Source organism: Micromonospora sp. NPDC003944 (genome assembly GCF_053605225.1).
Genome location: NZ_JBSGIV010000002.1, coordinates 26,800 through 51,359, shown reverse-complemented (window position 1 = coordinate 51,359; position 24,560 = coordinate 26,800). Strand labels below are relative to the sequence as shown.

The following is a 24,560-nucleotide window of genomic DNA, read 5'->3' as shown; positions in this document are numbered from 1 at the left end:
CGCCATCTCCCTTACTGTCGGTCGGTCGAGCTGGAAACGGATGCAAGGTCTTTGCGTACGCTCCGCAGCCATCCGTGGGTGTCCGGACGGGTGCCGTGCTGGATCTCCATGAGCGTGTGCCGCACCCGGGCGGTCAGCACGCCTTCCTGTCCGTCGCCGATGGTCGCGTCGACGTCGTCGTCGGCGACCCGGCCGACCGGCACGACCACGGCGGCGGTCCCGCACGCGAACATCTCGACGAGCCGTCCGGACCGGGCGCCGGTCATGATGGCGTCGATCGGGGTCGGCTCCTCCGTGACCGGAATGCCGAGGTCACCGGCCAGGGCGAGGACGCAGTCGCGGGTGACGCCCCGCATGATCGTGCCCTGGCACGGCGGGGTGGTGAGCCGTACCCCGTGACGTTCGCCCTCGTCGCGCCAGACGAAGAAGACGTTCATGCCGCTGAGTTCCTCGACCCAGCGGGACTCGAGGCCGTCGAGCCACAGCACCTCGTCGTAGCCACGGGCGTTGGCCTGCTTGCGGGTCAGCAGGCTGGCGGCGTAGTTGCCGGAACACTTCGCCTCGCCCATGCCGCCGCGCACCGCGCGGACGGCCTCTCCCGAGGTCAGCACGGAGATGGGCGTGAAGGCCCGCCCGAAACACGGGTCGGCCGGATAGGCCAGGAAGGTGCACCGGTAGCGCCGGGAGTCGCGCAGCCCGAGCTCCGACTCGGTTGCGATCATCAACGGGCGCAGGTAGAGGCCCTGGCCTGGCTCCCCGGGAAGCCAGCCGTCGTCGGCCGCGACGAGGTGCGCGCAGGCGTCCAGGAACAGGGAGGTCGGCATCTCGGCCATCGCCAGCCGCCGGGCCGATCGGGCCAACCTACCGGCATGGTCCGCGGGACGGAACAGCGCGGCCGAGCCGTCGGGCTGGCGGAACGCCTTCAGCCCCTCGAAGACGCTCTGTCCATAGTGCAGCACGAGGCTGCCGGGATCCATGGTCATCGGCGCGTACGGCTCAAGGGAGAAACCGGACCAGCCGTGCTCGGCCGACCAGTCGACGACTGCCGTGGTGTCGGTGTGGAAACGGCAGAACCCCGGATCGCGAAGGGCGGCGTCACGGTCGGCGATGGTGAGGGTCCCGTCAGACATGGACCTCACTGCCCCAGAGGTCCAGAGGTGCCCGGGGGCCGCCGTACCTGTCCGCCTTGCTCTCGGGCTCCCGCAGCAATCTCTCGTACAGGAAGGTGGTGACCGTCTCGCGGTAGGTCTCGTCGTCGGTGATCGCCTCGAACTCCTCGATCGTCCGGACGAGGTCCTTGGCCGACGCGACGATCTCGGCCTTGCCGGCCAGCCGGCGTCGGCCGTCGTCGCCGATGGTGAACAGGCCGTGCTCGGCGAGCCAGGTGCCGAGGGCGAAGCCGGTGCCGGAGTCGAAGTTGCGCAACGGGCGCGGTTCGGCCGGGTAGCGAAAGAGCCGTTCCAGGATGATGTACTCGAAGATGATGTCGCCGTACGGCACCGACTCCTCATAGCAGGCTATCGCCGATTTCAGGTCGACCTTCAACTCTTCGGCGAGACCGGGGCGCCACTTCGTCTTCAAGGCCAGGTGCTGATCCAGCGGCCGCGGCCCGGTGTGGTGGAAGTAGTCGTGCAGGTAGCCCCAGACGCAGCGAGCCTGATAGACGCTCTCCGGGTCGACGTCTGCGGACGAGAGGACTTTGGTGCCGGCGAACGGGGAACCGACACCACAGAGCCTATCCACGATTTCCAGAGTGCGGGCGTAGATCGTCGTGTGCCGGTTGAAGAAGAACCAGGCGAACGTCTGATTTATTGTCGGCGTCACTGTCGGAATGTTTTCCGGAAAGAAGACGACGCAGTTTCCGTCGCGTAGTCCAGGAGACGCGGAGAGGAGGCGCGTCGATTGGAACACCGCTTTGTCGTGCGGATAGTCGACCTGTAGCTCGGCGGTGCAGGCCGGATCTTGGCGAACGACGGTGAAGGCCTCGAGGAAGGCGCCGCGGGAGCCGTCGCCGTTCGGGAGGGTGACCGGGCCGACGAAGGCGGCGACCTCTCCGTCCGCTGGCGCGGGGACGGTGTCACGGGTCGCGTCGAAGGCCGGCTTCTCCAGGAAGCCGGCGTCTGACCAGGCGCGCAGGTCGTGGACGGTCGCCTCGATCTGGCTCGCCGGCATCAGTGCGTCGAGCTGCTCGACGTCCTGGCAGAGCCGATCGAGCTGCGCGGTTGCCTGGTCGCCGTCGCCGCGGACCTGGGCCGCGCGGATCAGGCCGGCGGCCGGCACAATACGACGCTCGAATTCCAGGACCTGAGAGAGCGTACGTGGCTCCACATTATCCTCTCGGCAGCATCGACGCCGTTCGGCATCCCACCCGTGATGCACCTCGAAGTATGCACGAAAGCAGCCCATCCCCCGAGGAACCCCTTGATCGGAATACTGCGGCGCTGCCCTGGCTCCGTCAAACAGCTCTCGGTATCTGGGATATTGACGTGAATGCCTAGCAGGGATTCGTGGCCCTGACTACCTCTCGCTTTGCCCCATTGCGCCGCGATTATCTGTTCCCGGTCCGCTCCGGACCCCCGCGCTAATCCGCCAAAATCCATCAATGTGACATCCATCGTCAAACGAAGGATATGGGTCCTATGTCCTACTTGGAGTAATGGTGAGGAACGGCTCAGGGCGCTTGGCCGACGCCCGCGACGAAGGCATAGGCCAACTGTCGGCTGTGCGTCAGAGTGACAAGCCAGGAGTGGACACCTGCCGCTTCGGCGAGCGCCGCCGCGCGCCCGGCGAGGGCCAGTGCCGGCTGCCCCGAGTGGTGGCGGAGCACCTCGATCTCCCGAAGGGCCACCCCGGTCAAGCCGGTGCCGAGGGCCTTCACCACCGCCTCCTTGGCGGCGAAGCGGACGGCGAAACGTTCCGCCGGGTCGCGCCGCAGCAGGCAGTAGGCCCGCTCGTCAGCGGTGAAGTACCGGTCCGCGAACCGGGGCTGCCGGGCCAACAGCCCCCGGATGTCGTCGATGTCGACGAGATCGGCGCCCGCACACACGACCACCCGGCCCACCACCTGACCGGCGACGCCGTCCGCGGCCGCGCTGATCCGCTCGTCACCCCGGCTCACGGCCGTACCGCCCCTCCGCGTCGCTGCCCGCTGTCTACGATCGGCGACAATACGGTCGGTATTCTGCACCTGTCATCAGACAAACCTCCCCCTGCGTGTTCGCTGTTGGTGACCTGAGCGCCAGGGCTGCGGCCATTGAGAGGACCCGGCGATGAGCCTGTCGTTCCCGTTGCACCAGAATCCGAGCCCGGCGAGCGCGCAGCGGCGAGCCGAGATCATGGCGAATCCGGGGTTCGGCACGTACTTCACCGACCACATGGCACGGGCGGTGTGGAAGCCGGAAGGCGGCTGGCAGGATTCGGAGATCATCCCGTTCGGCCCGATCCTCATGCACCCGGCGGCGGCGGTGCTGCACTACGCCCAGGAGATCTTCGAGGGGATGAAGGCGTACCGGCACCGAGACGGCTCGATCTGGTCGTTCCGGCCGCAAGCCAACGGCGAACGCTTCGCCCGGTCCGCCCGGCGGCTGGCCCTGCCCGAACTGCCGGTACCGGACTTCATGGCCTCCGTCGAGGGGCTGGTCCGGGCCGATCAGGTGTGGGTGCCGGACGAGGACGAGTACAGCGTGTACCTGCGGCCGTTCATGTTCGCGTCCGAGCCGTTCCTGGGAGTCCGCCCGGCGAAGGAGATCACCTACATGGTGATCGCCTGCCCGGTCGGCGCGTACTTCTCCGGTGGCGTCAGGCCGGTCTCCATCTGGCTCTCCTCCACGTACACCCGGGCGGCCCGGGGCGGCACGGGCGAGGCGAAGTGCGGCGGCAACTACGCCTCCAGCCTGGCGCCGATGGTCGAGGCTGCCCAGCACGGCTGTGAGCAGGTCTGTTTCCTGGACGCCGCCGAGGGCCGCTACGTGGAGGAACTCGGCGGCATGAACCTCTACTTCATCGCGGCGGACGGCAGGATCATCACCCCGGAACTCGGCACGATCCTCGAGGGCGTCACCCGGGGGTCGATCCTCATCCTCGCCAAGGACCTGGGCCTGGAGGTCGAGGAGCGTCCGGTGGAGATCCGGGAGTGGCAGGAGGGCGTGGCGTCCGGCGCGATCACCGAAGTCTTCGCCTGCGGCACCGGCGCTGTGGTCACGCCCGTCGGGCGACTGGTTTGGGAGGGTGGCGAGGTGACAGCCCCGCAGGCCGGCGCCGAGGACTCGGTGACCATGCGGCTGCGCCGTCACCTGCTCGACATCCAGTACGGCCGGGTCGCCGACCCGCACGGCTGGATGACCCGCCTGGTCTGACCAGGGTCGCCCGGGACCGACCGTTCGGCCGGCGGAAACCGCGCGGCGGCGTCACGCGGTGCGATAGTGGCCGGTCAGCCGACCGAGCTTCATCGCCAGGTGCAGGCACAGTCGCTCGTTGCCGTCCTTGAGGTCGGTCCCGGCGAGCTGCTCCACCCGTTGCAGCCGGTAGTAGAGGGTGGTCCGGTGCAGCCGGAGCTTCTCGGCTGTCGCGTGCGCGTTGCCCGCCAGGTCCAGGTAGGCCTCCAGGGTCTCCAGCAGCACCTGGTGGGCATCGTCGCGCAGCAACCGCTCCAACCCGGGGTGGACGCCCCCGACATCGAGGTGCTGACTGTCCAGCTGGGACAGCACCCGGTAGATGCCCAGACCGGCCCAGGAGACCACCCGGCCCAGCGCGGGCAGTTGGGTGCCGACCCGGGCGGCGTGTGCGGCCTCCTGGTAGGACTCGACCGCGCTGGACAGCCCGGCGCGGGGCTGGCCGATCCCGGTGACGGTCCGGTCCACCGAGGCCAGGCCCCGGGTCGCGGTGCCCAACGCCTCGTCCAGGTGCCCGGCGGAGGCCTCCGGCGAGGGCCGGCCGGCGACCCGGTTGCCGCACACCAGCAGCACCCCGTGGTCGTGCCAGACCAGATGCAGCGTCTCCCGTACCCCGATCCACCGGCGGGTGGTGACCAGGGCCTGTTCCAGGGCGATCCGGGCCACCTCGTCGGGCTGCCGCCCGCCGGCCGGGACGAGTTGGGCGACGAGCGCGATGGTCGACCCGTCCGCGGCCACCACGCCCTCCTCCAGCAGTGCCCGCGCCGCGTGCTCGCGCGCCTGCGGGCTCTCCACCAGGAGAGCGCGGGTGGCCTCGGTCTCCCGCTGCGAGGCCAGCTCACCGAGCAGGTTCTCCCGGTACAGCGCCAACGACAGGTCGGTGAAGGGGCCGGTCGCGGTGGCGATGTCGGCGTCGGTCATCGAACCGTCCGCGTCGATGAACCAGACGAACCCGAGCAGCAGGTCGTCGTGCCGGATCGGCACGCAGACCCTCGCCAGCAGGTCCAGCTCGGCGCACGCGGGAGTGCGGATCGGCGCCTGTGCCGTGAGCACACCCTTGCCCCGGAACCAGGCGATCACCTCCGGCGTCGTCTGCCGCCGCAGGATCGACGTCCGGCGAACGTCGTCCATCGGGCCGTCGTGCTCGCTGTAGGCGACCACCCGCTGTCGCCGGTCCTCGATGAGTGCGGGTCGCCCCACCCGGGCGGCGACGGCGTCGACGATTCGCTGGAGCTCACCGTGCATCTATCTCCCAAGGTTGCGCTGCGTGACAGGGATCGCGCGACCGCCAGTCCTTACCCTCCGGTGCGGACCGGGCATCGCGCAAGGTCCACTGTCGAAGTCGCGACAAAAAGACGGCCGGTATCGCGACGGTTCCGGCACCTGTCCGAAGACCGGAGGTGCCGGCGGTTCCTAGGGTTCCGGTACGGACCGCACCAGCACGTGCGGATGGCATGGCAGGCGGTGCCGGTGCGGAGAGGGGACCTCGGAGTGGGAACGGGTAGGCCCTGGCGGGGCGTGCTGGTCGCGATCACCACGCCGTTCCGCGCCGACCTGTCGGTCGACTACGACCAGCTCCAGGAGCACGTCCGCTGGCTCGCCGCCCAGGGGTGCCACGGGATCGCGCCGTGCGCGTCGATGGGGGAGTACAAGGCACTCTCCGACGACGAGCGGGCCGCCGTGGTGCGGGCGACGGTGCAGGCCGCGCCGTCCGGCTGCGCGGTGCTGCCCGGCGTCGGCGGCTACGGCAGCAGGCAGGCCCGCCACTGGGCGGAGCAGGCCGCCGAGGCCGGCGCCCACGGCGTGCTCGCGCGGCCACCTGACGGGCCCGCCGCCCGCCCCGCCGACGTGGTCGCCCACTACCGGGAGGTCGCGGCGGTCGGCCTGCCGGTGGTCGCTCACAACGAGCCGTACGACACCCGACTGGACCTCACACCGGACCTGCTGGCGAGGATCGCCGAGATCGACGGGATCGCCGCGGTCAAGGAGGTCACCGGCGACGTCCGCAGGCTGCACCGCCTGCGGGACCTCTGCCCACACGTCGACGTGCTGGTCGGCGCCGACGACGTGGCGCTGGAACTGGTGCTCTGTGGCGCGGCGGGATGGGTCGCCAGCCTGCCCAACGCGCTGCCCCGCCAGGCGGTGCGCCTCTACGACCTGTGCGTCGCCCGTGACCTGAGCCGGGCGCTGCCGCTCTACGCGGAGCTGCACCCGATCCTCGGCTGGGCCTCCCGACCCGAGTCGGTGCAGGCCGTCAAACTCGCCATGGAGTGCGCCGGGCTGTTCGGTGGTCGGTGCCGTCCTCCGCGCGGGCCCCTGCCCGCGCCGACCGTCGACCGGGTGCGTCGGGACGTGCTGCGGGCGCTCACGGCCGCCGCCGAACCGGCGTCCGGGGGCCGCCCCGGCTGATCCACCGATGGGTTCCGGTCCTTCAGGTGTCGGAAGTCGCCGGCCCACCTGCCGACATCTGCACGGTGACCCACACCGGCCCGCCCTCCTAGATTCGCTGCGCGGCCTGCTGACAGGCGTCCCGCCAAACCCCCAACCGGAGCGCCGGCGCCGCGTTTCCTCCGACGAGAGGTGATTTCGTGCACCGTACCCCCCATCGAACCCGGCTGCGGCGGGCTGTGCTGGCCGCCGCCGTGGCGACCACACTCGTGGCGACCGGGGCGGCGCAGGCCGCCGCGGCCCCGGCCAATCCGGCCGGCGGCACCGCGCCCTTCCAGGTCCTCGACCCGCAGGCCTGGCAGAACCCGGACACGATGACCTGGAACGACTACAAGGCCGTGCCCGGCAAGAACTGGGCCGACCCGAGCGTCTCCGGCTCGGTCCGCAACTTCAAGATCGCCCTGGTGGCGCTCGACTATCCCGACGAGACGTTCGCGGTCTCCCAGCGGGCCCGCTCGACGGTCTTCGGCAACCCCCAGTCCGTCGCGACCAACATCCCCCGCGCCGACGTGCCGAAGTTCTACCAGGACTTCCTGAACACCCCGAACACCCTCAACAAGGGCCACACCCTGCACGAGTACTGGATGCAGGACTCCAACGGCCGCTACGGCGTCGACCTCGCCGGGTTCGGGCCGTACCAGATGCCGGCCAAGTCCTACCAGTACGGGCTGGACAACGGGTTCAACCCGGGCGCCTGCCCGAGCGGGGACACCTGCGGCAAGAACATCCGCACCGACGGCCTGGGCGCCTGGCGGGCCGCCGTCGGCGAGGAGGTCGCCAACCAGTACGAGCTGGTGTTCATCCTCAGCGCCGGCCAGGACGAGTCGTCGACCTGGCAGGAGTTCGGGCAGATGATCTTCCAGAACAAGGAGGACGTGCCGGACGCCTGGGGCCCGCCGGACCCCACCATGCCGAACTGGGCGAAGACCCGCTACGTGGACTGGACCTCGTGGAAGGCTGCGGCGACCCTGTGGCCCAACGCCGGCGGCGGTTCCTCGACGCAGGGTGAGAGCTCCGGCATGGGCGTCTACGCCCACGAGCTGACCCACCTGCTGGGCATCGGCGACAACTACAACAACCCGTACGGCGAGCCGCTGCGCCGGGCGTACACCGGGATCTGGAGCATGATGTCGCGCGGGTCGTTCAACGGCCCGGGCGGCCCGCACACCCGCTGGCAGATCCCGCCCACCAACGGCGGCTCGATGGGCTCACTGCACACCGTGCGGGACAAACTCAAGATCGGCCTGCTCGGTGAGGAGCACGTGCTGCGGCTGTCGCGGGAGGCGCTTGCCTCTTCTGGCCTGGTGGTAGCGCAGGTCACGGCGCGGGCGGTCGACGCCGGCCCGAAGGGCCTGACCGGCGTGAACATCGCGCTGAACAAGGACCTCTCGCCGGCGTGCGGGGTCAGCACCGACCCGCTGTGCGACGGCGGCAGTTTCAACAACTACACGGTCGAGGTCGTCGACCGGATGGGTGCGGACTCCTTCACCCCGGACAGCGGCGTGCTGCTGAGCAAGACGAAGAACGCCGACAGTGCGCCGTTCCAGTGGGTGGTGGACGCGAACCCGCAGGACATCGACATGATCGACTTCTATCGGCCGGACGGCACTCCGCAGAAGATCACCATGGGTGACTACCGGCAGCTCTCCGACGCGCTGTTCCACGCCGGCGCGGACACCGGCAGCGAGTACGAGTACGTCGACGAGGCCAACCGGCTGCACTTCTACGTCATCGACCTCAAGCGGGACGCGGCCGGCTCGCTCTCGTACACGGTGGCGGTGCGCTCGCTGGACGGCACCGGCGGGCCGAGCGCCCACGGCGTGACGCTGGGCAAGGGCGAGGTGACCGGCGGGGGTAAGCCCACCAACCGTGGGGTGACCTGCTCGTTCGAGCTGACCAACACCGGCTCCTACTCGGCCGGCGGACAGCAGCACCCGGAGAACGTCACCGCGTACCTGAAGTCGGACGTCTACCGCCTGTCGGCGGAGGTGGCCGGCAAGGGCTGGCGGACCTGGCTGCCCAACCAGATCGCCACCGCGCAGTTCGGCAAGGCCACCACGGTCACGGTGTCGGTGGGTGCCACCGCCGCCGCCGCGAACACCGGCTTCGTGAAGCTCACCGCGACCTCGGAGAGCGACCCGACGAAGACGGAGACCAAGCAGTGCCGGGTCGAGAAGTCCTGACCGACGCCCGAGGCTGAACCCGCTCCTGCCTGGTCCGTGGCGCAGTCCGCCACGGACCAGGCAGGCGGGCGAGAGGAGGATGACGTGCGGCGAAGCACCATCACGCTGCTGGCCCTGCTGCTGGTCGGGGCGACCGGCTGCGGCACCGCCGGCGCCGTCCAGGAGGCGGTCTCCCCGACGACCGTCCGGGTCCTGGTCCGCGACATCAACATCCGGGCCGCCGGCGTGGACTGCGCCGGCACCGGTCCGTACCAGCACTTCCACAACCGGGCACCCTTTCGCGTGCTCGACGCGGACGGGGCGGCGTTGGCCAGCGGGCAACTGCCGGCGGGCACCGCCGTGGCCGCCTTCGCCGAGGACCTGGGCGTCGAGCGCCTGCCCACCTACTGCGAGTTCAACGTCCCGGTGCGCGTGCCGCAGCGGGCCTCCTACCGGCTGGAGGTGGACGGCCGACAAACGCTCGACCTGACCCCGGACAGCAGCGAGGGCCCGGCCCTGGTGGCGGTGGTGCCATCATGAGAAGGGCACTCCTGCCGCTGCTGTTGGCGGCGGCCCTGCTGGGCGGATGCCGCACGCCCGAGCCCGCGCCCGCGCCGGCCCCCGCCGGAGGGGCGGCGACGTTGCCCGGGCCCGTCCCCGCCGACCTGGCGTTGCGCCCGCCGCCCGGCACCGCCCCGGCCGCCCCGGCGTTCACCGGCGCGCTCACCGACGGCACACCGTTCGCCGCCGCCGAGCTGTGGGCACAGCGCCCCGTCGTGCTCACCTTCTTCAGCTCCTGGTGCACCACCTGCGCCAACCAGCAGGCCGCGCTCAGTGAGCTGGCCCGCAGCTACCGCGACCGGGTGGTCTTCGTCGGCGTGGCCGGCGCGGACCAGGCCGACGAGGTCCAGGACTACCTCCGCACCCACCGGGTGGAGTATCCGGTCGTCCTGGACGACCAGCAGACGGTCTGGCGGTCGTACGCCGTGCGGGAGCCGCCGGCCGTCGTGCTGGTGGCCAAGGGCGGCGCCCTGCTCCGGGGCTGGCCGGGTGGCCTGGACGCCCCGACGCTCGACAAGCGGCTGCGGGAGCTGGTGCTGGCCGAACAGCCGTAGTCCCGCGGCCCCGCCACCTCGGCCCCGTCGAACCACACCCGGCGAAGTTCCTACACGTGCAGGTGGTGGCACCGAGCACCGGCTCGTAGCGTACGCAGCCTCGGACACATCAAGGAGAATGTATGGCTACAGTGGGAACGCGCTGGCGCAGAGGCGTGGCCGTCCTGTCCGCGACGGTGCTCGCCGCCCTCGGCGCGGCGCCGCAGGCGCTGGCGGCGGACAGCCCGCCGTCGATCGTCGTCCAGGACGGCGTCACCCAGCCGGTGTTCGGCTACGCCGACGCCATCCGGGAACGCCTCTTCATCGACTCCACCTTCGACAGTGACAACGACGGTCTGCGCGACATCATCGCGTTCGACCTGATGCGGCCGGCGGCCACCGCGCAGGGGCTCAAGGCTCCCGTGGTGATGGACGCCAGCCCCTACTACTCGACGGTCTGCCGGGGCAACGAGTCCGAGTGCAAGGCGGACCTCGACGGCGACGGTCTGCTGGACAAGTGGCCGCTGTTCTACGACAACTACTTCGTGCCGCGCGGCTACGCGGTCATCCTGCTGGACATGGTCGGCACCAACAACTCCACCGGCTGCCCGACCACCAACGCCAACCAGGACAACCTGAGCGCCAAGCAGGCCGTCAACTGGCTCAACGGCCGGGCCACCGCCCGCAACGCCGCCGGTCAGATCGTCAAGGCGGACTGGCACAACGGCAGGACCGGGATGATCGGCAAGTCGTACGACGGCTCGCTGGCCATGGCCACGGCGGTGACCGGTGTGCCGGGCCTGACCACCGTCGTGCCCATCAGCGGACCGACCGAGTACTACGACTACGTGCGCAGCAACGGCGTCATCACCCGGGGCAACAGCTACGTGGCGTCGCTCGCCAACACGGTCACCAACCCGGAACGCCGGGACTACTGCAAGCCGGTACGCGACGCGCTGGCCGCCGCCGACGGCGACGAGCACGGCGACTACACGGCCTTCTGGAACGAACGCAGCTACGTCAAGAAGGTCCCCAACGTCACCGCCAGCGTGCTGCTCTACCACGGCCTCAACGACGACAACGTCCGGCCGGACCACTTCAGCAAGTTCTGGTACGCCCTGGCGGAGAACAACGTGCCACGCAAGCTGTGGCTGTCCCAGGAGGGCCACGTCGACCCGTTCGACTCGCGCCGCGCGGTGTGGGTGTCGACCCTGCACCGGTGGTTCGACTTCTGGCTGCAGGGCGTCGCCAACGGCATCATGGACGAGCCGAGGGTGGACCTGGAGCGCTCGGCCGACGTGTGGGAGACCCACGCCGACTGGCCCATCCCGGGTAAGGCGGACACCGAGGTGTTCCTCCAGCCCGCCACCACCGGCGCGGGCGGTCTCGGGCTGGTGCCCACCGCGAAGCCGGCGACCGGGGCGTTCCAGGACAGCCGTACGCAGAGCCAGAACACCATGGTCCTCAACCCGGACGTGGTGCAGCCCAACCGGCTGGCCTTCCTCTCCGCGCCACTCACCGCACCGCTGCACATCTCCGGCACACCGACCGTGCAGCTGCGCGCCTCCGCCGACCAGGCCGACACCAACCTCGGCGCGATCCTTGTCGACTACGGCACCGACGAGCGGGTCGCGCACCGGGCCTCCGGCGAGGGGATCATCACCCTGACCACCGAGGACTGCTGGGGCCAGAGCAGCCCGACCGACGACGGCTGCTACAAGCAGACGGCGAAGCGGGTGGCCACGGCCGACTACGAGCTGGTCACCAAGGGGATCATGGACGCCCAGAACCGGCAGTCGATCCGCGTCGGCGTGCCGCTGGTGCCGGGGGAGTCGTACAACTTCAGCTTCCCGCTGCTGCCGGAGGACTACGTCTTCAAGCCCGGCCACCGGGTCGGTGTGATCATCGTGGCCAGCTACCCGCAGTACTCCAGCCAGGCGGACACCACCGCCGCGAACCTGCGGGTCGCGCTGAAGAGCAGCAACATCGTCCTACCCGTGGTCGGCGGCACCGCCGCCGCGCACGCCGCCGGCCTCTGACCGGCTGATCACCGGCCTGGCCCAACACCCGGCGGCCCGGCGACCGGCTCTCCGCACAGGACGGTCGGTTGCCGGGCCGCCGCCGGCTACGCGTCGGACCGGGGACGGCCGCCGGACGCGGCCGCCCCCAGGGTGCTACCGGGTCAGCGGGTCGCCGCCGCAGCGGTCGGAGTGGGCTGAACCTTCTCGAAGCGCACCTTGCTCAGCCAGCCCGGGAGGTCGCTGAGCACGTACAGCTCACCGTTGACGTCGGCGCCGAACGCCGTCGGCTGGGTGGGGAAGGTGCCGATCTCCGCGGAGTCGTAGCCGCCGGTGGACCGCTGACGCACGGCGAACGCACGGGTCGAGCAGTAGTCGCTAGCGATGTAGGTGCCGCGCGCCTCCGGGGTGACCGATCCCCGGTACACCAGGCCGCCGATGATGGAGCAGTTCTCCGTCAGGTAGTGGTCGTACTCGACGATCGGGTCGGTGAGCCGCACGCCCGGCCGGCACTGCGTCTGGTCGAAGACCGGCGTGCCCTCCTTGCAGGACCAGCCCAGGTTCGCGCCCCGCTGGGACGGGCGGATGTGGTTGATCTCCTCGATCAGGCCCTGGCCGACGTCGCCGATCCACAGCGAGTTGTCCACCGGGTCGATGGAGAACTTCCACGGGTTGCGCAGCCCGTACAGCCAGATCTCCGGGCGGGCGCCCGGCGTGCGGACGAACGGGTTGTCCGAGGGTACGCAGTAGGGCTTGCCCGAGCAGCTACGGTTGACGTCGATCCGCACGATCTTGCCGAGCAGGGTGCCGAGGTTCTGGCCACTCTTGAACGGGTCGTTCGCGCCGCCGCCGTCGCCGGTCGACCAGTAGAGGTAACCGTCGCGGCCGAACGCCACCTGGCCGCCGTTGTGGTTGCCGAACTCGGCGTGCTCCTGGGTGAGCAGCACCTGCAACCGGTTCGGGGCGCCGAGGGGCACCCGCGCCAGGGTCAGCGCACCGGACGGCAGGCTGGTGTAGGCGACGTAGAGCATCCCGGTCCGCGCGAAGTTCGGCGCGGGCGTGATGCCCAGGAGGCCGCGCTCGTTGTCCGACGGGTCGATCCGGGCGCTCAGGTCGAGCACCGGATCGGCAGCCAGGCCGGTGTCGGGGTGGTAGGCGCGGACGGTGCCGTTCTTCTCGGCGATCAGCATCCGGCCGTCCGGCAGTCCGGTGATCGCGATCGGACGCTGCAGACCGAAGGCCACCCGTTCGGACACGACTGTGAAGTCGGTGAGTGGTACGGCGCGGGCGCGGGACGGGCCGGCCGTGGCGGTGCCGGCCCCCGACGCCGGCGATAACAGCACCGTGGACAGGACCAGGACGAGCAGCCCGGCCAGCAGGGTGGCCGGGCGATAACGCCGTCGTGACATGTTCGGCTCCTCGAGTAAGTGGGGTGGTGGATGCGGTCTGGGAGCGTTCCCAACCTACATTGAGCTAGGTCAATCTCCAACCTTTCCGACGACGCGGCAGGTGTGGGCGGACGCAACTCCTCCGGCCGCCCCTCGTTGGTCATGGGGGACGGACGGAGGCGGACAATGGCGGCGGGGCGGGGTGCCGAACTGCTGCGTCCTCCCACCAGCTCCGGACGCGCGACGTTCCTGGAGCTGTTCTTCGACCTGGCCTTCGTCGTGGCCCTCACCCGGGTCTCGCAGTCGTTCGCCGAACTGGGCGACGACACGGGCTGGGCGCTCGTCACCGGGTTCGGACGCACCCTGCTGCTCTTCCTGGCGCTCTGGTTGATCTGGTCGCACACCGCCTGGATCACCAGTCGCTACGAGCCGGAGCAGCCCATCATCCAGGCCGTCGTGGTCGGCACCATGTTCGCCGGTCTGATCATGGCGGTGGCGCTGCCACGCGCCATGCAGGAGCGAGCACTGCCGTTCGCGATCGCGTACCTGTTGGTGATGGTGGTGCGGCCACTGGTGATCGCCGCCGCGCTGCGCGGCCACCCGCGGCGACTGGTGCCGTTCCGGCTTGCCGTGTGGGCGCTGGCGAGCACGCCGCTGTGGCTGGCCGGCGCGTTCGGTCCGGACCGCCTTCGCCTGCCGCTGTGGGCGGCCGCCCTCGCCGTCGACTACCTCGCCTGGGCCCTGGGGTGGCCGCTGCCCCGGCTCGGAGCCACGCAGGTGGGCCGCTGGCGGATCGCGGGAACCCACCTTGCCGACCGATACCAGCAGATGTTTCTCATCGCACTCGGCGAGTCGATTCTGGTCATCGGCGTGGTCTTCAGCGGCAGGGACTACTCCGACCTGCGGGCGGCGGCCTTCGCGGTCGCGTTCACCACCAGCGCGCTGCTCTGGCGGATCTACTTCCATCGCGCCGGTCTGCTGCTGACCGACGCGTTGGAACGGGTGGGCCTACCCGGACGGTTGGGGGCGGCATCGGAGCGGACGCATCTGCTGATCGTGCTCAGCGTGCTCGTCACGTCGGTCGGCTACGAGTTGGTGATCGATGACCCGTTCGGCGAGCCGCGACCGAACTGGCTGCTGTTCGTGGTCGGCGGCCCGATGCTCTTCCTCGTCGCCCGGATGCGCCTGGAGTACGAGATCTTCGGCCGGCTCTCCCCTTCCCACCTGATCGGACTGGCGGCCCTGCTGCTGTCCACGCCGGCGTCACTCCTCTGGGCGCCGATGGTCGGGCTGAGCGTGGTGGCCGGAGTGCTGGCCCTGGTCGCGCTGGTCGACGGGCTGCGGAACTGGGGGCGGCCGTTGGAGGGTGCCGCCTCGCCGGTCGTGCGGGAGGAGTCGTCCGGGGCTCGCGACGTCGAGGCATGACCGCGCGGCTCCAGCCGCGAGGCCGCCTCGGCCGGGTCGCGCCGGAACGCCTCGCGTCCTGCGCGACCCGGCCGGTCATCCGGTACGGAGGGCGCTTCACCATCCTCGGCAGCTGCCACTGGACGCGCGAAGCTAGTCGATGCGGTGTGCGCTGTAGATGTAGACCACGACCGGATCCGCAGCCCTGCGGTACCACAGGAGTCCGGCTGCGCTGGTGCAGCGCCCATCCATGGTGTAGGTGTAGTCGGGCGAAGCGTAGCCTGCGACTTTGGCCGAGCTGCTGTAGCCGTAGCGCCACGGGGCCGACGCGAACCGCATCTGTATGTACCCGGTACTCACACAACCCGCGGCGAGAGCGGGAGTCGGCACAGCCAGTGCGCTCAACGGGAGCACGATGGCTGTGGCGAGCGCTAGCAGTGATCTCCTCAAGGCCGAGCCTCACCTTCTTCTGGGCTTACGGCGTCCGTTGTGGATTCGCCGGCGTCACGGGTGAACGACGCTCACCGTATGGATGCCGGACGGGCGGTCGCTACGGCCGGTGGTTGTCCCGAACACGCGTGCCGGTGTCCGGGCTGTTCACGGACGTGTTCGGGCTTGTTCGGGTGAGGCGCAACTGTCCGAGTTCCTGGGTGCATCGGGTGAGCGCGACATAGAGGCCGTTCCAACCGCGCGGTTCAGCGGCGATGCCCTGGGGGTCGATGAGGAGCGTGGCGTCCCACTCCAACCCCTTGGACTGTGTTGCGGTGAGCACCGGCACACCGCTCAGTACGGCGGAGAGGTCGACGACGCGGGCCGCCGGGGCGATGACCCCGACCGTGCCGCCGTGCCACCGTCGCTGCAACTGCCGTACCGCTTCGACGGCGGCTCCGGGTAGCTCGTCGGGCGAGATCGTGAGCTCCCACGGGGCGATGCCCGAGGCGCGGACCGCTCGCGGGGGCGTGTTGTGGCTGCCAGCCTCCGTCAGGACGGGTGCGGTGAGTGCCATCACCTCGCGCGGGGTCCGGTAGCAGATGGTCAGTTCCGCGGCGGCCCAGCGGTCTCCGAAAGCAGCCTGCACCGCCTGCGCCCAGGTGCTGTGCCGGTGTGCCGCCTCCGCCTGGTCGATGTCGCCGACCGCGGTGATGGAGCGACTGGGACAGCGCCGCAGAATCATCTGCCACTGCATCTCGGACAGTTCTTGTGCCTCGTCGACGACCACGTGGCCGTACACCCAGCCGCGCTGGCGGCGAGCACGATCGGCGACGAACTCACCCTGTGGTTGCGGGGCGTCGCCCTCGCCGAGCAGGTCGGCGAGGGCGTCGAGCAGCGCGATGTCGCTCGACGCCCACGGAGCGGGCTCGGCCGCGACGGCGGCGACCTCCTCGGGGGACAGGTGCGGGGCGAACCGGGCCAGCAGGGTGCGGTCGGTCAGGAGTTCACCAAGCGCGGTTTCGGCGTCGAGGGTGGGCCACCACGCCTCGACGAACCGGGCGATGGTGGCGTTCTCGGCGATACGGCACCGGAGGTGTTCGATCTCCTCCTCGGAGAGCAGTCCGTCCACGTCGCTGCCCGTGGACGTCCGGACGGAACCGTGGTCCTGCGCCATGCTGCTGTCGACCCGGGCGAGGATGTCCTCGAAGCCCTCCTCCATCTCGTCCATCAACGCCTCGCGCTGTTCGGCGACGGCATCGGCGAGGAGGTGGTGCACCTGCTCGGCGAACGCCGCGCGGGCGCGGTGGTACGGGCGTCCCTGCACCGCCGAGGCGAGCGCCTGCGTCACCGTTGCGGCGGGGATGACGAAGAACTCGTCCTCCCAGCGCAGCCTCAACTCGCGGGGCCGGGGGAGCAGCGACGCGACGTAACTCTCCAGTGTGGTCTGCCAGCCGGCGCGGCCCTTGATTTCGGCGAGACGGCGGCTCTCGTCGCGGCCCACCTGAACGTCGGCCAGCAGGGTGTCGCAGGTCGCCGCGACGACGGCGGTCTCACCGAGCGCGGGAAGCACCTGGGCGATGTATCGAAGGAAGCGCGGCGAGGGGCCGAGGACCAGGACCGCCTGCTCGGCCATCTTCCGGTGGGTGAACAGCAGGTACGCCACACGGTGCAGGGCGACCACGGTCTTGCCGGTGCCAGGCCCGCCCTGAACGATCAGCGGGCCGGTCGCCTCAGCCCGGATGATGTCGTCCTGCTCGCGTTGCAGCGTGGAGATCGCCGTCGACATGCGACCGGTGCGTCGCTTGTCGAGGGCGGCCAGGAGTGCCCCTTCGCCGACGAGTTCCGCCGCTGTGCTCCCATCCAGCGGCTCGTCGTCCACGCCGACGACTGTCGACCCTTCGGTGCGGATGTGCCGGCGCCGTGCCTGCCCCTGCGGGTCGACGGCCGTCGCCGTGTAGAAGGGCCGAGCCGCGGCGGCGCGCCAGTCCACAAGCAGGGGCTCGTCACCCTCGCCGTCGTCGCGCAGGCCGATCCGGCCTACGTGTCGCACGGTGCCGTCAATTCCGTCGAGGCGGCCGAAGACCAACCCGTCCCGTGCTCGCCGCAGCTCCTCGTACTGCTGGCGGAGCATCCGCTGCCGGGCCAGCTCCAGCGCGTCCAGCGCCCCTGCCGAGAGCTCGACCTCCAGGTGGTCGACCAGTCGGTCGCGCCGTGCCGTGGCCAGGTCCAGGAACGCCTGTTCCTCGGCGACGGCGGACCGGAGTGCCGCGCTGTCCGCGGCAGAGCCCGGCAGCGGGCCGTCGGGTGTCGCGTCGCCGACGCCGGCAGCGCCGTCGGACAGGGCAGACTTCCGCCGCATTCGCAAATCCTCGGGTCGGTGCTTCTCGGCGGCCCGTCCGAGCCGCAGTGCATTCGGCGGCAAGCATAGGGTTGGTTTTCCGTACCGACCAGGAAATCCGTCGGCAGAGATGGGCATCTCAATACCTTGCGGTTCCGGGTCTTCGGTGGCCCCAATCATTTGCGATTCGCGTATTGACAGGTGAGTCCTTGTCTGTTCTGCGCTGTCGCAGTTTCAGCCCGTGTCGGGCGCCGGAGCGGAGTCACCGATGGTTCCCCGCAGAACAGTGGAGAGCCCCCGCAGGACGGGGGCTCTGCAGGTGTGCCAGCGTGGGTCAGCTCAACGTGAAGGACACGTCGTCGACGTCGAAGGCCGTGGTGCCGTTGCCGGCGGTCTCGCTGGCCAGGAAGCTGGCCGTCGCGGTGCGCTCGGTCGTCGCCGTCCCGGTCGACATGCTGTACTGCCGCCACTGCGCCCCGCCGTCGAAGGCCAGCGAGAACCTCGTCTTCGGGGGTATGCCGGTGACCGCGAGCCCGACGTTCAGGTAGTCGCTGCGACTGGTCTCCGTGGTGGTGGTCCGCACCCAGAAGCGGACCGTCAGGTCGCAGCCGGCGGGCACCGTGACGGTGGTGCGCAGCAGGTCGCTGCGCGTCACGTCCAGCCCCGCGAGGCTGGCGTACGCGCGGCCGGTGTGCGCCGGCCGGTTCGCGTCGCCGAACACGACGATGCGGGGGCCGGCGGTCCAGTCGGTCGTGCCGCGCTCGAACCCCGGATTCGCGTGGATCTGCCCGCTGCATGGTGGGTCGGCCGCCTGCTGGCCGTGGGATGCGCTGCCCGTGCCCAGGAGCAGCAGGGCGGCAGCCGAGGCGGTGGTGACAAAGGCCCTCATCAGTTCTCCCCGCGTCTATGCATTCACAATGGTCGATGCATATCGACGATGCGTGATGGACTGGGGCCCGTCAAGCACTTCTCGCCGTCGGTCGGCCCCGGCTCGGCAGCGGTGGGAGCCGGGGCAGACCCGCACGGGGCGCCGGTCAGTGCCGGCGGCGGCCGTAGGTGCGGTCGAGGATGGCGACGCCGGCCACGGCGAAGGCGAGCTGCAGGCCCAGCTCGATCCAGTCGGGGCCGCTGGTGTCGTCGACGCCGAGGGCGCCGGCGAGCAGAGTGCCGAGGATCGCGGCGACGACGCCGACGGCGAGAGTCACCACGAACGACAGGTTCTGCTTGCCCGGCAGGATCAGTCGCCCCAGCGCACCAATGACCAGACCGATGATGATCGCGCTGAAGAAGCCAGCGATTTCCATGAGTTCCGTCCTCCCGTCGACCTTCCGTCGGGATGATCACTGCCCCGGCCCGGACGCCGGCAAACCCGAGGCGACCGTGTGGTCCGCAGCGGCGGCGGCTGGCCGTGGCGCGCACGCGCTACCGACGGCGATGGGCATCGGCCTCGGCATCGAGTAGGTCGTTGAGCGTCAGCGCGGAGTTGATCAGTGACAGGTGGCTGAACGCCTGGGGATAGTTGCCGATCTGCTCCCCGGTCGCCGCGATCTCCTCGGCGTAGAGACCGAGGTGGTTGCTGAAGGTGAACATCTTCTCGAAGGTGAGCCGGGCGTCGTCGAGCCGACCGGAACGGGCCAGCGCCTCGACGTACCAGAAGGTGCACATGTTGAAGGTGCCCTCGTGGCCGGGGAGGCCGTCGGGGGAGTGGACCGGATCGTAGCGGTGAACCAGGCTGTCGGAGACCAGTTCCCGCTCGATCGCGTGCAGGGTGGACTGCCACAGCGGGTCGCTCGGCGTCACGAAACCGACCGCCGGCATGGCGAGCAGCGCCGCGTCCAGCACGGTCTCGTCGTACGCCTGCACGAACGTGCCGCGGATCCGGTCGTACCCGCGGGCCATGACCTGGTCGTAGATGCGGTTGCGTTGCTCGGTCCAGCAGGTCATGTCCCCGGGGCGACCGGTACGGGTGGCCAGCCGGATGGCCCGGTCCAGCGCGACCCAGGACATCACCCGGCCGAAGGTGTAGTTGCGAGGGTGGTGGCGGCTCTCCCAGATGCCGGCGTCGGCCTTGTCCCAGTTGTGGCAGAGCCAGTCGACAAGCCGGACGGTGCTCTTCCACACCTGGTGCGAGACGCGGATGCCCTGCTCGTCGGCGAGGTGCATGGCGTAGAGCGCCTCGCCGTGGATGTCGAGCTGGAGTTGGTCGGCGGCGCCGTTGCCGATCCGCACGGGCCGGGAGCCGCGGTAGCCCTCCAGGTGCTCCAGCACCTCCTCGTGCAGGTCGGAGGAGCCGTCCACCCGATACATGATCTTCAGGGGGTCCTGGTGGTCGCCGGCCTCGCGGATCCGCTCGTCAAGCCAGTTCATGTACCGGCTGACCTCCTCGGTGAAGCCGAGGCCGAGCAGCGCGTGCACCGAGAACGACGTGTCGCGTACCCAGGTGTAGCGGTAGTCCCAGTTGCGGGTTCCGCCGACCAGTTCCGGCAGCGCGGTGGTCGGGGCGGCGATCATCGCACCGGTCGGAGCGTACGTCATGAGTTTGAGCGTGATGGCGGAGCGCTCGACCATCTCCCGCCAGCGGCCGGTGTAGCGGGACCGCTCGACCCAGCGCCGCCAGTAGTCCCGGGTCCACTCGAACATGCCCTGGATCTCTTCCGGCCCGATGATGCGTGGCTCGCTGCCGCCCGTCTCCAGGACCACTCCGCCGGTGTCGCCCTCGTTCAGCGTGCCGTACGCGATCAGGTCGCCACCCTCGATGTGGACGTCGCCCTGTTCGGAGATCAACCGGCGCACGGGGTCGACCGGGTTGAATGTCAGCGTCGCCGACCTGCTGCGGAAGACGTAACCGTTGTGGTGGCGCTCGAGCTGGTGCTCCTCGCGGGCGTAGTCGAACCGCGGTCGGCACTCCACCCGGAAGCGCATGCTGCCCCGGACCATGGTGACGGTGCGGACCAGCCGGTGCGTGTCGGTGGCCCGCTCGCCGGTGACCGGCATGAAGTCCATCACCTCGGCCACCCCGTCGGCGCTGATGAACCGGGTGATCAGGATGGGTGTGCCCGGGAGGTAGAGCTGTTTGGTCACGTACCGGACGTCGTGCGGGGCGATCTGGAAGTAGCCGCCCTTGTCCTTGTCCAGCAGCGCGGCGAAGATGCTCGGCGAGTCGAACCGCGGCGCGCAGAACCAGTCGACCGTCCCGTCGCACGTGACCAGCGCGGCGGTCTGCAGGTCGCCGATGAGTCCGTGGTCTTCGATCGCCGGATAGCTGTCCACGTCTCTCCCCGGTTCGGCTACGTCCTGCGCATCGAACCTAGGGGGAGATTTGTGGACTTAGGTGAGATTCACGTTTCGCCACCCTGTCGCGTGCCCCCACGTGTCGCGGTGCCGGCCGCACGCACCCCGTAGGTCGGGCCGGGGCCCGGCGCCACCCGGCCGGTGGGTCAGTGGAGCGGGCGGCAGGAGGAGCGGATGACCAGCTCGGTCGGGAGCCGGATGTGGGTGTCCCGCTCCACGCCGGCGATCAGGTCGACGAGCAGGCGCAGCGCCTCGGCGCCCATCCGTTGCAGCGGCTGCATGATGGTCGTCAACGGCGGGTTGACCAGCGCCGACTCCGGCACGTTGTCGAAGCCGATCACCGACAGGTCATCGGGCACCGACAGGCCCATGTCCCGGGCCACGGTCATCGTGGAGATCGCGGAGAGGTCGTTACCCGCGAAGATCGCGCTCGGCCGGTCGGTGAGGGAGAGGAGCTCCGCGGCGGTGCCGGCAGCGCTCTCGACCCGGAACCCGCCGACGCGGACGAGCCGCTCGTCCACCGGCACGCCGGCGTCGGCCATCGCACTGCGGAAGCCGGCCTCGCGCAGCTGCGCCGACATCAGGTCGGTGCGCCCGCTGATGTGCCCGATGCGCGTGTGGCCGAGGGACAGTAGGTAGTTGGTGGCGAGTACGCCGCCGGCGAAGTTGTCCGAGTCGACGGTGGGCAGGTCGGACGGCCCGGTGTGCGGGTCGACGGCCACCACGTGGAAGCTGTGTTCGGTCTCGACCACGGTGGGCGTGACGATCACCGCGCCGTCGATGAGGGTGCCGGAGAGGCGGGCCAGCGAGCGCCGCTCCCACCCGACGGCGGCACCCTCGCCGTCCCCGCTGGAGTAGGCGAGCAGTTGGTATCCGCTGCCGGCGACCTCCTGGGACGCCCCCTTGAGCAGTTCGGTCGAGAACGGCTCGAACTCGGCGACCAGGATGCCGAGCACGTTGGTGCGATGGCTGCGCAGGCTCTGCGCGCCGAGGCTGGCCTCGTAGCCGAGCTCGTGGATGACCTGCTGGACGCGCTCGACCGTGGCCTGGGCCACGCCGTAACGGCCATTGACAACCTTCGACACGGTCGCGACGGAGACGCCGGCAGTACGTGCCACATCCGACATCTTGACGCGCTGCTGAAACACCACGCCGATGATGATAGGGCCCCGAGGGGGGTGCGTCGTCGGCGATTCGAAAACGTTATCGATACCGATTGACATCAAGTTACGTGACTGTAAAACTTCGCCGCAGGCCGAGTACCGCGACTGACTAGTCGAGGAGAATCGATGGCAACTAAGCGCCGTATGAGTGCCGTCCTGGCACTGTTGACGACAAGTGTTCTCGTTGCCGCCGGATGCAGCGGCGGCGGCGAAGAGGCGGCCCCCGAGGGCGAGCTGTACAAGAACCCGGTGACCCTGACCTGGTGGCACAACGCGTCACAGGATGGGCCCGGCAAGACCTACTGGGAGAAGGTCGCCAAGGACTTCTCCGCACTCCACCCCACCGTCAAGGTCGAGATCGAGGCGATCGAGACGAATCAGCTCCAGCGCACCCGGCTCCCCGCCGCGCTGCTGAGCAGCGACCCGCCGGACATCTTCCAGGCCTGGGGTGGCGGCGAGATGGCCGAGCAGGTGGAGGCCGACTACCTCAAGGAGATCACCGACCAGGTCAAGACCGAGGTTGGCGACATCGGCAGTGCCTCGGAGATCTGGCAGGTCAAGGGCAAGCAGTACGGCCTGCCGTTCCGGATGGGCATCGAGGGCATCTGGTACAACAAGGACATGTTCGCCGCGGCGGGCATCGCGGCGCCCCCGACCAACTTCGAGGAGCTCAACGCCGCGGTCACCAAGCTCAAGGCGACGAACGTCATTCCGATCGCCGTGGGTGCCGGTGACAAGTGGCCGGCCGCGCACTGGTGGTACAACATGGCGCTGCGCGCCTGCTCGGTCGACACCCTCAAGAAGGCGTCCACGGAGAAGACCTTCGACGATCCGTGCTTCGTGAAGGCCGGCCAGGACCTGAAGACGTTCATCGACACCAAGCCGTTCCAGCCCAACTTCATCGCCACGCCGGGCCAGAACGACCCGACCAGCGCCAACGGCATGCTCGCCAACGGCAAGGCCGCGATGGAGCTGATGGGTGACTGGAACCGCGGCACGCTGGACACCGTCGCCACGGACAAGACGAAGCTCGCGTCGTTCCTCGGCTGGTTCCCGGTGCCGGCGATCAGCGGCTCCCCGGGTGACCCGAAGGCGGCCCTCGGCGGTGGTGACGGGTTCTCCTGCGCCAAGAACGCCCCGGCCGAGTGCGTCGAGTTCCTCAAGTACATCGTGAGCCCCGAGGTGCAGAAGGGCTACGCCGAGACCGGCACCGGCCTGCCGGTGGCCAAGGGTGCGGCGGACGCCGTCAAGGACCCCGCGCTGAAGTCCATCCTGGAGGCCACCTCCGGGGCGAGCTACGTCCAGCTCTGGCTGGACACGGCCTACGGCAGCACCATCGGCACCGCGATGAACGACGCGATCGTCACCATCTTCGCCGGCAACGGGACGCCTGAGAAGGTCGTCTCGGCAATGAAGGCGGCCGCAAGCAAGTGACCTCCGCCAACCAGATCCGTATGCCCGCCGGCGGCGCTTCCGCGTCGCCGGCGGGCCCCGACCGGGCCGAGCGCGCGTCCGCGCGCCGAGCCGACAACCGCCGCAAGTGGTACGAGATCATCGGGCTCACCACGCCGGCCATCGTCATCTACGTGATGTTCGTACTGGTGCCGATGGGCTTCGCGGTCTACTACAGCCTGTTCCGGTGGCGCGGGGTCGGGCCCCCCACCGAGTTCGTCGGCCTGCGCAACTACACCCTCGCCTTCCAGGACCCGATCTTCCTGGACGCGCTGCGCAACAACGCCATCATCGTGTTCGGGTCGCTGCTGATTCAGGGTCCGATCGCCCTGGGCGTCGCCCTGCTGCTCAACCGCCGCTTCCGTGGGCGGGCGGTGTTCCGCCTGCTGGTGTTCGTGCCCTACGTGCTGGCCGAGGTCACCGTCGGCATCATGTGGAAGCTGCTCCTGACCGGCGACGGCACTGTCGACGCGCTGCTGCGGGCACTGGGAATGGGCGGCCTGGTGCAGGCCTGGCTCGCCGACCTGGATGTGGTCATCTGGACCCTGCTGGCCGTCCTCACCTGGAAGTACGTCGGCTTCGCGATCATCCTGCTCCTCGCCGGGCTGTCCAATGTGCCCGACGAGCTGACCGAGGCTGCGGCCATCGACGGCGCGAGTTGGTGGCAGATCCAACGACACGTCACGATCCCGCTGCTCGGCCCGACGATCCGCATCTGGATGTTCCTGTCCATGATCGGCTCACTGCAGATCTTCGACATGATCTGGGTGACCTCGGTGCCCGCGGTGCGGTCCCTCGGTGCGTCGGCCACGATGGCGACCTACATGGTGGACAACGGGTTCTTCGCCCGGCTGTGGGGTTACGGCAACGCCGTGGCGGTGATCCTGTTCGTCATCTCCTTCGTGGCGGCGCTGCTGTTCCAGCGGTTCCTGCTCCGCCGCGACATCCAGGGCGCCATCACCGGAAGGGCGAAGTGACG

The 24,560-nt window shown here is 69.8% G+C and carries 19 protein-coding genes; 9 read left to right on the top strand and 10 right to left on the bottom strand.

Going from position 1 to position 24,560, the window contains the following annotated elements; all coding sequences use genetic code 11:
• Positions 1 to 11: 11 nt before the first annotated feature.
• From ACWER9_RS01420 to acpS, 3 genes are all read right to left on the bottom strand, one after another.
• Complete coding sequence (locus ACWER9_RS01420; protein ID WP_452299912.1) at positions 12 to 1,130, bottom strand: branched-chain amino acid aminotransferase; 1,119 nt, start codon at positions 1,128 to 1,130, stop codon at positions 12 to 14.
• Entirely contained in the window at positions 1,123 to 2,328 is a 1,206-nt protein-coding gene (locus ACWER9_RS01415; protein ID WP_452299911.1) for a DUF6421 family protein, read from the bottom strand. Before ACWER9_RS01415 ends, ACWER9_RS01420 begins: the two co-directional genes overlap by 8 nt.
• 343 nt (positions 2,329 to 2,671) lie before the next feature.
• Positions 2,672 to 3,118, bottom strand: a complete 447-nt coding sequence (gene acpS, locus ACWER9_RS01410) for a holo-ACP synthase (protein WP_452299910.1) — start codon at positions 3,116 to 3,118, stop codon at positions 2,672 to 2,674.
• 151 nt (positions 3,119 to 3,269) lie between these two features.
• Here acpS and ACWER9_RS01405 point away from each other — a divergent pair, with 151 nt between their 5' ends.
• Positions 3,270 to 4,355 (top strand): branched-chain amino acid aminotransferase, encoded by a 1,086-nt coding sequence (locus ACWER9_RS01405; RefSeq protein WP_452299909.1) that lies wholly within the window; start codon positions 3,270 to 3,272, stop codon positions 4,353 to 4,355.
• Between the two features lie 51 nt (positions 4,356 to 4,406).
• Here the strand turns inward: ACWER9_RS01405 and ACWER9_RS01400 are convergent, their stop codons facing one another.
• Positions 4,407 to 5,636 carry a PucR family transcriptional regulator gene (locus ACWER9_RS01400; protein ID WP_452299908.1) on the bottom strand — a complete coding sequence of 410 codons (1,230 nt, stop codon included), beginning with the start codon at positions 5,634 to 5,636 and terminating at the stop codon, positions 4,407 to 4,409.
• 246 nt (positions 5,637 to 5,882) lie between these two features.
• On the opposite strand from ACWER9_RS01400, the gene ACWER9_RS01395 reads away from it, so the two are divergent.
• The 5 genes from ACWER9_RS01395 to ACWER9_RS01375 all read left to right on the top strand — a co-directional run bounded on the left by ACWER9_RS01395 (position 5,883) and on the right by ACWER9_RS01375 (position 12,134).
• Positions 5,883 to 6,800 carry a dihydrodipicolinate synthase family protein gene (locus ACWER9_RS01395; RefSeq protein ID WP_452299907.1) on the top strand — a complete coding sequence of 306 codons (918 nt, stop codon included), beginning with the start codon at positions 5,883 to 5,885 and terminating at the stop codon, positions 6,798 to 6,800.
• Between the two features lie 179 nt (positions 6,801 to 6,979).
• The gene (locus tag ACWER9_RS01390; protein ID WP_452299906.1) at positions 6,980 to 9,022 is read left to right on the top strand and encodes a M6 family metalloprotease domain-containing protein; all 2,043 of its coding nucleotides are present in this window, start codon (positions 6,980 to 6,982) and stop codon (positions 9,020 to 9,022) included.
• 84 nt (positions 9,023 to 9,106) lie between these two features.
• The gene (locus ACWER9_RS01385) at positions 9,107 to 9,541 is read left to right on the top strand and encodes a hypothetical protein (protein WP_452299905.1); all 435 of its coding nucleotides are present in this window, start codon (positions 9,107 to 9,109) and stop codon (positions 9,539 to 9,541) included.
• Positions 9,538 to 10,116: a TlpA family protein disulfide reductase gene (locus ACWER9_RS01380; RefSeq protein ID WP_452299904.1), complete on the top strand. Its 579-nt coding sequence runs from the start codon at positions 9,538 to 9,540 to the stop codon at positions 10,114 to 10,116. Before ACWER9_RS01385 ends, ACWER9_RS01380 begins: the two co-directional genes overlap by 4 nt.
• Before the next feature lie 122 nt (positions 10,117 to 10,238).
• Positions 10,239 to 12,134 (top strand): CocE/NonD family hydrolase, encoded by a 1,896-nt coding sequence (locus ACWER9_RS01375; protein WP_452299903.1) that lies wholly within the window; start codon positions 10,239 to 10,241, stop codon positions 12,132 to 12,134.
• Positions 12,135 to 12,277: 143 nt separating this feature from the next.
• Here ACWER9_RS01375 and ACWER9_RS01370 read toward each other — a convergent pair whose 3' ends face one another.
• Entirely contained in the window at positions 12,278 to 13,522 is a 1,245-nt protein-coding gene (locus tag ACWER9_RS01370; RefSeq protein WP_452299902.1) for a PQQ-dependent sugar dehydrogenase, read from the bottom strand.
• A gap of 165 nt (positions 13,523 to 13,687) precedes the next feature.
• Here ACWER9_RS01370 and ACWER9_RS01365 point away from each other — a divergent pair, with 165 nt between their 5' ends.
• Positions 13,688 to 14,926, top strand: a complete 1,239-nt coding sequence (locus tag ACWER9_RS01365; protein WP_452299901.1) for a low temperature requirement protein A — start codon at positions 13,688 to 13,690, stop codon at positions 14,924 to 14,926.
• Between the two features lie 529 nt (positions 14,927 to 15,455).
• On the opposite strand, the gene ACWER9_RS01360 is transcribed toward ACWER9_RS01365, so the two are convergent.
• From ACWER9_RS01360 to ACWER9_RS01340, 5 genes are all read right to left on the bottom strand, one after another.
• Positions 15,456 to 17,696, bottom strand: a complete 2,241-nt coding sequence (locus tag ACWER9_RS01360) for a HelD family protein (RefSeq protein ID WP_452299900.1) — start codon at positions 17,694 to 17,696, stop codon at positions 15,456 to 15,458.
• Between the two features lie 313 nt (positions 17,697 to 18,009).
• The gene (locus ACWER9_RS01355) at positions 18,010 to 18,564 is read right to left on the bottom strand and encodes a hypothetical protein (protein ID WP_452299899.1); all 555 of its coding nucleotides are present in this window, start codon (positions 18,562 to 18,564) and stop codon (positions 18,010 to 18,012) included.
• 145 nt (positions 18,565 to 18,709) lie between these two features.
• Positions 18,710 to 18,979 carry a GlsB/YeaQ/YmgE family stress response membrane protein gene (locus ACWER9_RS01350; protein WP_452299898.1) on the bottom strand — a complete coding sequence of 90 codons (270 nt, stop codon included), beginning with the start codon at positions 18,977 to 18,979 and terminating at the stop codon, positions 18,710 to 18,712.
• Positions 18,980 to 19,097: 118 nt separating this feature from the next.
• A complete protein-coding gene (locus tag ACWER9_RS01345; RefSeq protein ID WP_452299897.1) occupies positions 19,098 to 20,945 on the bottom strand; it encodes a glycoside hydrolase family 15 protein in 1,848 nt (615 codons plus the stop codon).
• Between the two features lie 167 nt (positions 20,946 to 21,112).
• A complete protein-coding gene (locus tag ACWER9_RS01340) occupies positions 21,113 to 22,117 on the bottom strand; it encodes a LacI family DNA-binding transcriptional regulator (RefSeq protein ID WP_452299896.1) in 1,005 nt (334 codons plus the stop codon).
• A gap of 138 nt (positions 22,118 to 22,255) precedes the next feature.
• Here ACWER9_RS01340 and ACWER9_RS01335 point away from each other — a divergent pair, with 138 nt between their 5' ends.
• Together ACWER9_RS01335 and ACWER9_RS01330 are read left to right on the top strand one after the other, a co-directional pair.
• Complete coding sequence (locus ACWER9_RS01335) at positions 22,256 to 23,563, top strand: ABC transporter substrate-binding protein (RefSeq protein ID WP_452299895.1); 1,308 nt, start codon at positions 22,256 to 22,258, stop codon at positions 23,561 to 23,563.
• On the top strand, positions 23,560 to 24,558 hold the full coding sequence (locus tag ACWER9_RS01330) for a carbohydrate ABC transporter permease (protein ID WP_452299894.1): 999 nt from the start codon (positions 23,560 to 23,562) through the stop codon (positions 24,556 to 24,558). Before ACWER9_RS01335 ends, ACWER9_RS01330 begins: the two co-directional genes overlap by 4 nt.
• Positions 24,559 to 24,560: the final 2 nt, after the last annotated feature.

What these genes read in the sequence shown, in the direction of transcription:
- ACWER9_RS01420 (WP_452299912.1), bottom strand. Translation starts at nt 1,130, where the DNA reads ATGTCTGACGGGACCCTCACCATCGCCGACCGTGACGCCGCCCTTCGC.
- ACWER9_RS01405 (WP_452299909.1), top strand. Translation starts at nt 3,270, where the DNA reads ATGAGCCTGTCGTTCCCGTTGCACCAGAATCCGAGCCCGGCGAGCGCG.
- ACWER9_RS01400 (WP_452299908.1), bottom strand. Translation starts at nt 5,636, where the DNA reads ATGCACGGTGAGCTCCAGCGAATCGTCGACGCCGTCGCCGCCCGGGTG.
- ACWER9_RS01380 (WP_452299904.1), top strand. Translation starts at nt 9,538, where the DNA reads ATGAGAAGGGCACTCCTGCCGCTGCTGTTGGCGGCGGCCCTGCTGGGC.
- ACWER9_RS01375 (WP_452299903.1), top strand. Translation starts at nt 10,239, where the DNA reads ATGGCTACAGTGGGAACGCGCTGGCGCAGAGGCGTGGCCGTCCTGTCC.
- ACWER9_RS01370 (WP_452299902.1), bottom strand. Translation starts at nt 13,522, where the DNA reads ATGTCACGACGGCGTTATCGCCCGGCCACCCTGCTGGCCGGGCTGCTC.
- ACWER9_RS01365 (WP_452299901.1), top strand. Translation starts at nt 13,688, where the DNA reads ATGGCGGCGGGGCGGGGTGCCGAACTGCTGCGTCCTCCCACCAGCTCC.
- ACWER9_RS01360 (WP_452299900.1), bottom strand. Translation starts at nt 17,696, where the DNA reads ATGCGGCGGAAGTCTGCCCTGTCCGACGGCGCTGCCGGCGTCGGCGAC.
- ACWER9_RS01355 (WP_452299899.1), bottom strand. Translation starts at nt 18,564, where the DNA reads ATGAGGGCCTTTGTCACCACCGCCTCGGCTGCCGCCCTGCTGCTCCTG.
- ACWER9_RS01350 (WP_452299898.1), bottom strand. Translation starts at nt 18,979, where the DNA reads ATGGAAATCGCTGGCTTCTTCAGCGCGATCATCATCGGTCTGGTCATT.
- ACWER9_RS01335 (WP_452299895.1), top strand. Translation starts at nt 22,256, where the DNA reads ATGGCAACTAAGCGCCGTATGAGTGCCGTCCTGGCACTGTTGACGACA.